This window comes from Curtobacterium flaccumfaciens UCD-AKU (assembly GCF_000349565.1).
Lineage (GTDB): Bacteria > Actinomycetota > Actinomycetes > Actinomycetales > Microbacteriaceae > Curtobacterium > Curtobacterium poinsettiae.
On sequence record NZ_KB714620.1, the window covers coordinates 289,950 to 302,167 of the forward strand.

Here is a 12,218-nt window from a genome sequence, read left to right on the forward strand (position 1 = left end):
GTGGTCCTGCCGGGGGCTCCGTGGTGGTGGGCGATACTGGGATCGAACCAGTGACCTCTTCCGTGTCAGGGAAGCGCGCTACCGCTGCGCCAATCGCCCAAGTCCCTGTGTGGACCGGAGTCCATCAAGGTCTTGGAGGGTGGATCTGGAGGTGGGGACGGGATTCGAACCCGCGTGGACGGCTTTGCAGGCCGCTGCCTAGCCTCTCGGCCACCCCACCATCGAGGTTCACGTCTCCGTGAGTACCCGAACGGTGGGATACCCTCTGGTGAGTCACGGGCCTTCGAGAAGACCCACACTCGAGCGGATGACGAGATTCGAACTCGCGACCCTCACCTTGGCAAGGTGATGCGCTACCACTGCGCCACATCCGCACTTGTCGTTCCGCTGTCGCGGCGACGACGTAAACTCTATACGCACCGGGGCACTTCCACCAAAATCCTTCCCGTTCACCGGGCGTGTCCCCCGAGTTCATGCGGATCGGGGCGGTTCGGCGCCCCCTGCGGACAGCGCGCCACACCCGGGCCGCGCGATGTGTTCGATGCGTCGCCGGACTTCCGCTAGTATCGATCCGCACGAACAGTGCAGGGGGCGATTGGCGCAGTTGGTAGCGCGCTTCGTTCACACCGAAGAGGTCATCAGTTCGAGTCTGGTATCGCCCACACAGCAACACGAACACCACTGACAAGAGCCCGACGCAGCAGCGTCGGGCTCTTGTCATCTCATCAGGCCGCAGCACGCGGGCCAGACCACCAGCACGATCGGACGAAGGGGCGCATGACCGACGTCGACCTCGAGTTCGCCCGGGTCCGAGCGGTCCTCGACCGTCCGACCCTGCGGCTCATGTCCCGGCCGACCAGCGCCACGGTCCTCGCCGTGTTCCGCACGGTCTTCGACCGCGACGTGCAGTACGTCCCCGCCGACCGCATGCACCTGCAGGTCGAGGAGCACGTTGCGCGCCTGCAGGCAGCGGGTGCCCGCGTGCCCGCCAGCGACCAGGCGGTGCCGACGGCCAGTAGACAAGCCGACACCGAACAGTCCGACGGTGAGCAGGAGGCCCGCCCGAACGGCCGCGCCCTGTGCCGCGAGTGGGTCGGCGCCCAGTGGCTCGTCCGCTCGAACTCCCCCGACGGCGACGAGCAGTACTCCCTGACGAGCCACGCGCTCGAAGCGCTGAGCCTCGTCGACGCCCTGTCGGCCGACCGCGCCCTGATCAGCGAGAGCCGGCTGGCGATGATCGTCGACGCGGTGCACCGGTGGGCGGCCCGTGCCGAGCCGGACCCCGACGTGCAGATCCGACGGATCGACGCCCAGATCGCCGAGCTGCAGTCCGAGCGTGCACGCCTGGAGCACGGTGACGACGTCGTGGCGGTGGACGACGACCGGATGCGCGACGGGTACACCAACATCTCCGACCTGATCCGGCAGCTCCCGAGCGACTTCAAGCGCGTGGAAGAGGCGGTCGCGACGATGCACCGCTCGATCGTCGAAGACTTCCGGCAAGAGGTCCGCCCGATCGGCGAGATCCTCGACGACTACCTGGCCCGCACCGACAACCTGATGGAGGCAACACCCGAGGGCCGTGCCTTCGAGGGCGCCTTCGAACTGCTGCGCGACGACGCACTGCTCCTGCGGCTCCGCGATGACATCGCGACGATCCTGGCGCACCCGTTCGCGCAGGGCCTCGGAGCTAGCGAGCGTCGAGCCTTCCGCAACACCGTGACGATCCTGCGCCAGGGCATCGAGGACGTGCTCGCCCAGCGCCGTCAGCTCACCGCCACGCTCCGCGACCAGATCGTCGCCCACGACGTGGTGCGCGACCGCGAGCTCGACGCCGTGCTCCGCTCGATCAACCGCGGCCTCGCCACCCTGATGGACCAGGGCGGCGCACGTGACCGGATCCCGCTGCCGCTCCTGCCTGCGGCCGCCGAGGTCGGCACGCTGCGCGAGCGCTTCTACGATCCGGACGCCGAGTCCGTACCGCCGCCGATCGAGGAGCCCGACGACGACGTCTTCGAGGACCTCGACGTCGAGATGCTCCGCAAGCACGGCGGGCCGCTGCTGACCGAGCTGCGCGCGGCGCTGCGCTTCGCCGAGGCCGACTCCAGCGTCGACGCGTTCCACGGGCTGCCACCCGAGCAGCGCCGGCCGGTCGAGCTCTTCGGCCTCGCGCACCTGCTGACGGGGCACGAGGACTTCGAGTCGGCCGCCCACGTCGCCGAGCACTGGACGGTGCGTCCCGACGGCACCGCGATCACCTTCCAGATGCCCATCGCTGCGCTCGACGACGAGCGCACTCCGGTCGGCGACGCACACGACGAGAACGCACAGGAGGCACGGTGAGCGACACGACGCCGGCACCGGTCGACGACACGGTCCCCTACGACGACCCCGCATCCGTGATGCAGGACGACGAGCGTGACGAGTCCAGCTTCGCCCTCTTCGAGGGCGACGAGGGCCGGCTCGACGAGCACCAGCGGCGCGCCCTGGTGGCGCTGCTCCGGCACTCGTACGTCAGCTCCCGCACGCACCCCGACGAGTGGCGTGCCGTGCTCGACGCCGAGTACCAGCTGCGGTCGCGCCTGAACGACCTGTTCCTCGAGCTGCACGTCGACCGTGACCGCGAGGTCGCCTGGAAGCGCCAGGCCCGGTCGGAGAGCCAGCGCCGCACGTTCCCGACACTGCTCCGCGACCTGCCGTACACCCGCGAGGAGACGATCGTCCTCGTCTACCTGCGGATGCGTCTGCGCGCCGACGCCCGACCGGGCCCGGACCAGGTCGTCGTCGACCGCTCCGAGATCCTCGGGCACGTGGCGGGCTTCCGTCCGGCGACCGCGACGGACCGCACCCGCGACGAGGGCCGGGTCGCGAAGGCGATCGAGCGCCTCGTGACGGCGCGCATCCTGATCCGCACGTCAGACCCGGACCGCTTCCGGGTGGCGAGCGTCGTCGAGGTGCTGCTCCCCCTGGAGCGCTTGCTCGAACTGGACGCCTGGTTGCGGACCACCACCGCGCAGGACGAGGCGACCGCCCCGGGCGGCGAGCCGACCGACGGGGACGACCCGGGCCTCCCGGCAGACGGCGAAGCCGAGACCGACACCGACGACGAAGGCGAGACGGAAGCGTGACCGACACGTTCGAGATCCCGGCGCTCTTCGACACGGTCGCGCAGTGGCGCGCCGAGTCGATGCAGGTCGTCAACTGGGGTGGGTTCCACGGCCACCGGCAGGTCGAACTGTCCGGCACGGCGACGCTCATCTCCGGTGCCTCGGGCACCGGCAAGTCCACGCTGATGGACGCCTACCTGGCCGTGATGATGCCGTCCGACGTGCCGTTCAACGGCGCCTCGAACGACGCCACCACCGGCCGCGCCCGCAGCGCCGACCAGCGCAACCTGCTCACGTACCTGCGCGGCAAGGTCGACACCCGGCGCGACCCGGAGACCGGCAGCCTGCGCGACGTGAACCTGCGCGGCGACGACCAGACCACGTGGGGCGCGGCGGCGGTCACGTTCCGGAACGACGACGAGCGACGCTTCACGGTGCTGCGCGCGTACATCGTGCCGAAGCGTGCCCGCGGGGTCGGTGACATCCAGATGACCATGGCGACGGTCGACGACACCTTCGACCTGCGCCGGCTCGAGGAGTTCGTGCCGTCGCGGTTCCACCACCTCGAGCTGACCGGCCGCGTGCCGGGGCTCGTCATCCGCGACACCTACCAGGAGCTCGCGTACACGCTGCAGACGCGGCTCGGCATCGGTGACTCCGGTGGCGGCAACCGGGCGATGCGCCTGCTCGCGCGGATCCAGGCCGGCCAGCACCTGCCGACGGTCGACGCGCTGTACAAGTCGCTCGTGCTCGAGACCCCCGGCACGTACGAGGCGGCCGACCGGGCGCTCGCGCACTTCTCCGCCCTCGACGAGGCGTACGAGGCGATGGACACCGAGGAGCGCAAGGTCCGCATCCTCTCCCCCATCACCGACCTGCACGACGAGATCTCGCGCGCGACCGAGGCCGCAGCGGCCCTGGACGGCATCGCCACCGGTGCCGAGGTGTCGCCGTTCGCGCACTGGACGGCCTCGCGGAAGCGTGACCTGCTCGACGCCGAGGTGTCGCGCAACGCTCGCGAGCGCACGGCATCGCGCGCCGAGGTGGCCGCGGCTGAAGCCCGGCACGCCGCCGTCGAGATCGAGCTGCGCGACGCCGAGGCCCGACTCCGCGACCAGGGCGGCAACGCGCTCGCCCAGCTCGAGGACCGCATCGAGCGGCTCACCCGGGAGCGCGACGGGGTCGTCCGGACCCGGGCGACGTTCGACGAACGGACCGCCGTGCTGGGCACGTCCGTCGCGACCGAGGCCGACTTCACTGCCGCGCAGCGCAGCTCGCACGAGTTCCTCGGGTCGTACGCCGACGCCCGCACCGCGCTCGATGAGCGGCGCGACGCCCTGACCCGCGAGGAGTACCCGCTCCTCGACCGCGAACGTTCCCTGCGCCAGGAGCGCCAGTCGCTCGAGCACCGGCAGGGCGCCATGCCGCTGCCGATGCACGAGGCCCGGCTCGCGATGGCGCGTGCCGCCGGCATCGACCCGGCCGAGCTGCCCTTCGTGGCGGAACTGCTCGACGTGCTGCCCGGCGAGGAGCGCTGGCGCACGGCCATCGAGTCCGTCCTGGCGCCCGTCGCCCGCACGCTGCTCGTCGACCAGGACCGCCTCGGCGACTTCAGTGAGGCGATCGACGCACTGCGCCTGCCCGTTCGCGTGCAGTTCGAGGGTGTGCCGACCGGCCCGCACCTCGACCTCGACGGCGACCCGGCCATGGTCTCCGGCAAGCTCGCGATCAAGCCGTCGCCGTTCAGCACGTGGGTGCGCGAGCGGATCGAGTCGGACCGCACCGATGCCCGCTGTGTCGCCTCGGCATCGGACCTGGGCGGTGGTGGCCGCCGGGTCACCGAGTCCGGGCAGCTGCGCGACGGCCGTCGTGGCGCGCACGGTGACCGCCGGCAATCGAACGTCATCGGGTTCACGAACGAGGCCCGTGTCGCCGCGGTCGAGCAGGAGCTCGCCTCGATCGCCGAGGACCTCGCGACGCTCGAGGCACGCCGCACCGACGTCGCACAGGACCTCACCGCGCTCGACGTGCTCCGCGCCGCCCACCAGCACGTGGTCGACGCCACGTGGGCCGCGATCGACGTCGACGGGTTGGGCGCCTCCCTCGCCCGGCTCGACGAGGAACGGCAGGCACTGCTCGCCGCCGACGACGGCCTCCGGACGCTCCGGGCCTCGGTCGCGCGGCTGCGCAAGTCGCTGGACGAGGCTGCCGACCGCCGCTCCGCCGCACGGCTGTCCGTGCAGCGGCTCGAGGAGCGCCACGCGGTGCTCGTCGACGGCCAGGACGCCGCCGCCGAGATCCTGGAGCGCTTCGAGTCCTCGCCCGGTTCGCTGCCGGACGACCAGCAGTCCCGTCTGCTCGAGGAGACCTTCGAGGAGATCGGTGCGCCGGACGGCGTCGACGGGTTCGACGACGCCACCCGACGGCTGAAGCGCCGGCTCGAGGAGCGGCTCTCCCAGGCCCTGGACGGCGCTGCGGCGGCCTCGACCTCGTTGACGCTGACGTTCCAGCGGTACCAGGACGCCTGGCCCGACCCGAACCTCGGCACGGGCGTCGCGTCGTACCCGGACTACCACGCGATCCTCGACCAGATCGTGGCGACCGGCCTGCACGCGCGTCGGAGCGAATGGCGTCGACGGCTGTCGCAGTGGAGCGGCGAGGACCTCGTCCCGCTCGCCGGCGCCTTCGACCGCGCCGTCGTCGAGATCGAGGAGCGCCTCGAGCCGGTCAACGAGATCCTGCGGGAGCTGCCGTTCGGCGCGAACCGGGACCGCCTGAAGATCCAGATCCGCCGGGTCACCCGCGAGGACGTCACCGCGTTCCGCCGCGAGCTCCGCGCCCTGTCCGCCTCGGTCGACACCGAGCTGACCGACGACGTGCTCGAGACCCGGTTCCGACGGTTCCGGCGCTTCATGGCGGTCATCCGGCCCGACCCGGACGCCGCCCGTGGCCGCACCACCCAGCGCGACGCGGTGCTCGACGTCCGGCGGCACATGGAGATCACGGCGGTCCGGTACGACACCGACGGCAACGACCTCGGCGTGTACTCGTCGCTCGGTGACAAGTCCGGTGGTGAGACGCAGGAGCTCGTGGCGTTCATCGTCGGCGCCGCGCTGCGCTACCAGCTCGGTGACGAGACCCGTCCCCGGCCCCGGTTCGCGCCGGTCTTCCTCGACGAGGCGTTCATCAAGGCGGACTCGGAGTTCGCCGGCCGTGCCGTCACCGCGTGGCTCCGGCTCGGGTTCCAGCTCGTCGTGAGCGCGCCGCTCGACAAGGTCACGGCGCTCGAACCGTCGATGGAGCGGCTGCTGTCGATGCGGAAGCACCCCGAGACGGGCCACTCGTCCATCACCGAGATCGCCCGGGTGGAGCCGGTCGCCGTCTGACGCGGGCGGGGGTGGTCGCGGACTGGTCGCGGGCTGACCGCGGGGTGGTCGCAACACCCCGCTCAGGTTGGCCGAGTGGTCACGAACTGTCGCCTGGCGGCGCCGCAGCCGACAGTTGGTGACCAATCGCCGCGATGCCGACGGGGTGTCCTGACCACCCGGCGGGGTGTCCTGGGGTCACGATGACGGTCTGGAGGCGCGGCGCGGGCCCGCCACGCACCTCCCGGCCGCCGTCCCGCCGGTCGCAACACCCCGCTCACCTTCGCGCGCTGGTCACGAAGTGACGCCTCGCGGCGCCGCTGTCGACACTTCGTGACCACCCGACGCGATGCCGACGGGGTGTCCTGGGGGGTGACCGCCGACCGACGGGAGGCGCGGCGCGGGCCCGCCACGCACCTCCCGGCCGCTGGTGGGCAGGTCACAACACCCCGCTCACCTTCGCGCGCTGGTCACAAACCGTCGGATGGAGGCCGCGTCGCCGACGGTCTGCGACCGCTCGGCGCTCGCACGGCGGGGTGTCCTGACCACCCGGCAGCGGGGCCGTCAGCGTGTCGGCAGGCGCCGCACAGACGTTCCTTGACCGCCCGACGCTACGGTGATGGCGTGTTCGGACGCCGCCGCTCCCCCAGTCCCCGCCCCGACGACGCTGCCGGTCTCGGCATCGGTGCCCTCGTGCAGGTCATCGATACCGATAAGGGTGGCGAGCAGTGGGCCGACGAGCCGATCGGGGTGATCGTGGCTCCCGGTGGGAGCCAGATCGGCGGGACACAGCGCACGTGGACTGTCGCGTTCGAGGAGCCCGTGTACACGAAGGACGGCCGCGGCCCCTTCGAGCGCGCGACCGTCCTGAGTCGTCAGCTGGTGCCGGTCACGACCGACAGCGGCGAGTAGTCCGGGTCAGGGACTCAGTACTCTTCGGAGCCGCTCTTCATCATGGCTGCGACGGCCATGCAGCACCCGACGCCGCCGAGGACGCCGACGCCGATGATGATCCCTGCGATGAGTTCGAGCATGGGTGGTGACTCCTTGGTTGCTTCGGCGTGTGGCTCCGCTCAGGTTACCGGATGCCGCGCATGAGCCGCAGCACCGGCTTGGCCAGGATCAGCAGGACCACGCCCACCGCGACGGCGACCAGGCCGAGGATCGTGAAGTACGGGGCCTCGTTCGACGGGTCGTAGTACCGGGACAGCACCCCGGTGACGGCGGTGCCGAGCGACACCGACAGGAAGAACAGCGCGACCATCTGGGTCTGGAACTTCGGCGGCGCGAGCTTCGTGGCGACGGACTGACCGACGGGCGAGAGCAGCAGTTCGGCGAGGGTGAACACCAGCAGGATGCCGACGAGTGCGAGCAGCGGCGTGCCGTTCTCGCCCGAGCCGACGAACGGCAGGAACAGCAGGAACGCGAGCCCCATGATCCCGGTGCCGAGCGCGAACTTCGTCGGGGTGGACGGCTGGCGGTCGCCGAGCTTCGTCCACAGGGCCGCGAAGACCCCGGACAGCACGATGATGAAGATCGGGTTGATCGACTGCACCCACGACACCGGCATCTCCCACCCGAACAGGGAGCGGTCGAGCCGCTGGTCCGAGTAGACCGTCACGACGGTGAACTGCTGCTGGTACAGCGACCAGAACACGGCGCTGCCGATGAACAGCGGGATGAACGCGAAGACGCGCGACCGCTCGTCGCGGGTGATGCCGCTCGACAGGATGACGACGAAGTACCCGATGGTGGCCAGCACGACGACGACCACGACGACGGTGGGCAGGTTGCCGACGTTCAGCAAGCCGGTCAGCACGGCGATGACGATGACGACGAGTGCGACGATGACGCCCGCACCGATCAGGGGCAGCCGGCGACGGTCGACGGGGTTGGCGACGTGCCGGACCACCTCGGGCAGCTTCCTCCGCCGGATCGCGTACTGCACCAGGCCGGCGGCCATGCCGACCGCGGCCAGGCCGAAGCCCCAGTGGAAGCCGAGCGAGCTCTGCAGCAGCCCGGTGAGCAGCGGCCCGAAGAACGCGCCGAGGTTCACGCCGAGGTAGTAGAGCGAGAAGCCGGCGTCGCGTCGGGGGTCCTCGCGGCTGTACAGACCGCCGACGATCGTGGTGGCGGTGGCCTTGAGCCCGCCGGAGCCGAGCGCGATCAGCACGAGGCCGACCCCGACCCCGGCCACCCCGGGGATGAGCGCGAGGGCGATGTGCCCGAGCATCACGACGATCGCGCTGCCGAACAGGGTGCGGTCCGCGCCGATCAGCCGGTCGGCGATCCACGCCCCGATGATCGTGAACAGGTAGACCGCGCCGCCGTAGGCACCCATGATGCCGGTGGCGATGCCCTTGTCGATCCCCAGACCGCCCTGCGTCAGGGAGTAGTACATGTAGATGAGGACGATGCCCTGCATCCCGTAGAACGAGAACCGCTCCCAGAGCTCCACCGCGAACGGTGTCGACAGCTCGAACGGTTGCCCGAAGAAGGTGCGTCCGGGACGGGCTTCGCGGTCCGCGGGGGTGGTACGTGACATGGCGGCAAGTCTGCCCCCGGGCGGCCGGGCGCGCCCAATCGTCGAACACGCCTCATCTCTTTGGAGGGTTCCCACGACGCCGTGACGGCACCGACGACACGGGGTTGTGCGGCCCGCACGGCGTTCCCGCCACTGTCGGCAGGGGTGTCTAGCGTGGACGGTGCAACACGGACACCGCAGTTCAGGAGGACTCCGCCCATGGTCGACACCGCACCCGCCCAGCGCACCACCCCCGCCAGCGGCAGCGACACCGCGCCGGACGTCGACGCGAAGAACGCCGCGCAGCACGCTGCACCGAACGCCGACGCCGCCGGCGACCCGGCAGCGGGCACCCCGACCGCCGGCACCGACACCGACGTCCACATCGACGTCGAACTGGTGCAGGAGCTCCTGCTCGGACGCTGGGCCGAGGACCGCCGGATCTCCCGCCGCCTGGCGCTCGACCCAGCGATGCAGAAGATCGAGGGCCAGCCGATCCCCGAGCACCGGGCACGCGTACTCGAGCAGCTCCGCACCCTGGTCGACGCCGGTGCCATCCAGCGCCCCTACCCCGCCGAGTTCGGCGGCCAGGACAACCACGGCGGCAACATCGCGGCATTCGAGGAACTCGTCGTCGCCGACCCGTCGATGCAGATCAAGGCCGGGGTGCAGTGGGGGCTGTTCGGCTCCGCCGTGCACCACCTGGGCACCGAGGCGAACCACCGTGAATTCCTGCCGGGCATCGTCTCGTTCGAGGTCCCCGGCTGCTTCGCGATGACCGAGACCGGCCACGGCTCGGACGTCCAGAGCATCGCCACGACCGCCACCTACGACCCCGCGACCCAGGAGTTCGAGATCCACACGCCGTTCCGTGGCGCGTGGAAGGACTACATCGGCAACGCGGCCCTGCACGGGCACGCCGCCGTCGTGTTCGCGAAGCTCGTGACCGCGGGTGTCGACCACGGCGTGCACGCGTTCTACGTGCCGCTCCGCGACGCCGAGGGGGCGTTCCTGCCCGGTGTGAGCGGTGAGGACGACGGGCCGAAGGGCGGCCTGAACGGCATCGACAACGGCCGGCTCGCGTTCGATCACGTCCGGGTCCCCCGCACGAACCTGCTGAACCGCTACGGCGACGTCGCCGCGGACGGTACTTACTCGTCACCGATCGCCTCGCCCGGCCGCCGGTTCTTCACGATGCTCGGCACCCTGGTGCAGGGACGGGTGTCGCTCGACGGCGCCGCGGTCGTCGCGCAGAAGATCGCGCTGCAGATCGCCCTGACCTACGCGATGCAGCGCCGCCAGTTCCCGACCGGCGACGGCACCGAGGGCGTCCTGCTCGACTACGGCCGACACCAGCGTCGTCTGATCCCGCGCCTGGCGACGGTGTTCGCGCAGTCGTTCGCGCACGAGAAGCTCCTGCGCACCTTCGACGACGTCTTCAGCGGGCGGAAGGACACCCCGGAGCGACGCGAGGACCTGGAGACCCAGGCGGCCGCGTTCAAGTCGATGTCGACCTGGTCGGCGCTCGACACCCTGCAGGAAGCCCGTGAGGCCTGCGGCGGTGCCGGGTTCCTCGCCGAGAACCGTCTGACCGGGCTCCGCGCCGACCTCGACGTCTACGTGACGTTCGAGGGCGACAACACCGTGCTGCTGCAGCTCGTCGGCAAGCGCCTGCTCACCGAGTTCCGCGCGAAGGCCCCGAAGGACCCGGCGTCCACCGCGAAGTTCGTGGCGGCCGTCGCCGCGTCGAAGCTCGCCGACGCGTCGGGCATCCGTCGGCTCGGCCAGACCGTGGCCGACCGCGGCTCGCTGGCCGCGAGCGTCGCCGACCTGCAGGACCCCCGGACGCAGCGCGAACTGCTCGCCGGTCGGGTCGACACCATGGTCGCCGAGATCGGGATGCGCCTGGCGTCGGCCGGCAAGGACCGCGCCCGCGCGGCCAGACTGCTCAACCGCTCGCAGCACGAGCTCATCGAGGCGTCCAAGGCCCACGCCGAACTCATGCAGTGGGACGCCTTCACCGAGGCGCTCGACGAGGTGACCGAGGGCGACACCCGCCGCGTGCTCGTCTGGCTGCGGGACCTGTTCGCGCTCGGCCTGCTCGAGCAGCACCTGGACTGGTACCTGCTGCACGGCCGGCTGTCGGCGCAGCGTGCCCGTGCGGTGTCGGCGTACGTCGACCGGCTCGTCGCCCGGGTGCGTCCGATCGTGCCGCAGCTGCTCGAGACCTTCGGCTACGAGCCGGGCCACGTCCGTGCGCCGATCGCGCTCGGCGCCGAGCAGGCCCGACAGGACGAGGCTCGTGCCTGGTTCGCCGCCGAGGCCGCGGCCGGCCGCCTGCCGGAGCAGGAGAAGAAGCCCCGTCCGTGACGGACGCGCAGCCGCGCCCGTGACGGGCGTGGCTGCTCCGGACGACTAGGAGTCGGTCGGCGCGGAGTCGGACGGCGCGGACGAGGCCGGGCCGTCGGCGGCAGCCCCGCCACGTACCCCGAGTGCCACGCGCAGCTGCGCCTCGGCGTCGTCGCCGGCGGCAGCGGCCTCGGCGTTCGCCTCGGCGACCGCACGCACGACCTCTTCCCGCTGGATCTTCACGCCGCGCGGTGCGTCGATGCCGATCCGGACGCCGTCGCCCCGGGAGTCGAGCACCGTGATGACGATGTCGTCGCCGACGAGGATCCGCTCGCCGACCTTCCGCGTGAGTACCAGCACCCGTTCAGCCTAGCGACACGACGGGGAGCCCCAGCAGGTCCGCCGACTCGGGCGTGGCGGTCTCCCCCGCACCGATCGCGACCACCCCGACCACGGGCAGCCGCGACGCCACCGCGGACACCATCGCGGCCGAGTCCTCGGGCTTCCGCCCGACGTCGACCACGACCCACACCTGGTCGGCCTGCAGCCCGTCGCTCGTCGCAAGGTCGTCCCACGCGGCGACCGCGAGCACGGCGTGCCCGTCACGGACGCCGTCCGCCCGGGCCAAGATGGCTGCCCGGCGGTCGGCGGCGTCCGTCGGCCGGAGCGCGTGCCGCACCGCGAAGAGTCCGGCGGCCGCGTCGACGTCGTTCGGCCGCCCGACCAGGAGCACCAGGTCGCCGTCCGCGGACCGCACCGCCGGTGCGGTGGGCCGGTCCACCGGTGCCGGCGAGGGCGTGTCGAGGACGCGGGACGGGCCTCCCGACCGGGTCTCGGTGACCGCGTCGACGGCGGCCTGGAGGCGCGGGTCGA

At 71.5% G+C, this 12,218-nt stretch carries 8 protein-coding genes and 4 tRNA genes; 6 read left to right on the top strand and 6 right to left on the bottom strand.

What is annotated here, in order from left to right; all coding sequences use genetic code 11:
• Nucleotides 1-24: 24 nt before the first annotated feature.
• The 3 genes from H489_RS29650 to H489_RS29660 all read right to left on the bottom strand — a co-directional run bounded on the left by H489_RS29650 (nt 25) and on the right by H489_RS29660 (nt 374).
• Nucleotides 25-99: transfer RNA gene (locus H489_RS29650), tRNA-Val, on the bottom strand.
• A gap of 47 nt (nt 100-146) precedes the next feature.
• Nucleotides 147-220, bottom strand: a tRNA-Cys gene (locus H489_RS29655).
• 82 nt (nt 221-302) lie between these two features.
• A tRNA-Gly gene (locus H489_RS29660) sits at nt 303-374 on the bottom strand.
• A gap of 215 nt (nt 375-589) precedes the next feature.
• Between H489_RS29660 and H489_RS29665 the strand changes: the two genes are divergently transcribed.
• The 5 genes from H489_RS29665 to H489_RS29685 all read left to right on the top strand — a co-directional run bounded on the left by H489_RS29665 (nt 590) and on the right by H489_RS29685 (nt 7,384).
• Nucleotides 590-662 (top strand) — tRNA-Val (locus H489_RS29665).
• A gap of 115 nt (nt 663-777) precedes the next feature.
• Nucleotides 778-2,343 carry a DUF3375 family protein gene (locus H489_RS29670; RefSeq protein WP_017887422.1) on the top strand — a complete coding sequence of 522 codons (1,566 nt, stop codon included), beginning with the start codon at nt 778-780 and terminating at the stop codon, nt 2,341-2,343.
• Nucleotides 2,340-3,128, top strand: a complete 789-nt coding sequence (locus H489_RS29675; RefSeq protein WP_017887423.1) for a DUF4194 domain-containing protein — start codon at nt 2,340-2,342, stop codon at nt 3,126-3,128. Before H489_RS29670 ends, H489_RS29675 begins: the two co-directional genes overlap by 4 nt.
• Entirely contained in the window at nt 3,125-6,493 is a 3,369-nt protein-coding gene (locus H489_RS29680; RefSeq protein ID WP_017887424.1) for an ATP-binding protein, read from the top strand. Before H489_RS29675 ends, H489_RS29680 begins: the two co-directional genes overlap by 4 nt.
• A gap of 603 nt (nt 6,494-7,096) precedes the next feature.
• Nucleotides 7,097-7,384 carry a hypothetical protein gene (locus tag H489_RS29685; RefSeq protein ID WP_017887425.1) on the top strand — a complete coding sequence of 96 codons (288 nt, stop codon included), beginning with the start codon at nt 7,097-7,099 and terminating at the stop codon, nt 7,382-7,384.
• Between the two features lie 166 nt (nt 7,385-7,550).
• Here H489_RS29685 and H489_RS29690 read toward each other — a convergent pair whose 3' ends face one another.
• Nucleotides 7,551-9,017 carry a peptide MFS transporter gene (locus H489_RS29690; RefSeq protein WP_017887427.1) on the bottom strand — a complete coding sequence of 489 codons (1,467 nt, stop codon included), beginning with the start codon at nt 9,015-9,017 and terminating at the stop codon, nt 7,551-7,553.
• A gap of 198 nt (nt 9,018-9,215) precedes the next feature.
• Here H489_RS29690 and H489_RS29695 point away from each other — a divergent pair, with 198 nt between their 5' ends.
• Nucleotides 9,216-11,366, top strand: coding sequence for an acyl-CoA dehydrogenase (locus tag H489_RS29695; RefSeq protein WP_017887428.1), 2,151 nt, complete (start codon nt 9,216-9,218; stop codon nt 11,364-11,366).
• A gap of 45 nt (nt 11,367-11,411) precedes the next feature.
• Here the strand turns inward: H489_RS29695 and csrA are convergent, their stop codons facing one another.
• Nucleotides 11,412-11,705: a carbon storage regulator CsrA gene (gene csrA, locus H489_RS29700; RefSeq protein WP_017887429.1), complete on the bottom strand. Its 294-nt coding sequence runs from the start codon at nt 11,703-11,705 to the stop codon at nt 11,412-11,414.
• A 4-nt stretch (nt 11,706-11,709) separates the two neighbouring features.
• Nucleotides 11,710-12,218, bottom strand: a 509-nt coding sequence (locus tag H489_RS38235) for a hypothetical protein (RefSeq protein ID WP_413813396.1), incomplete at its 5' end; no start/stop codon positions are given.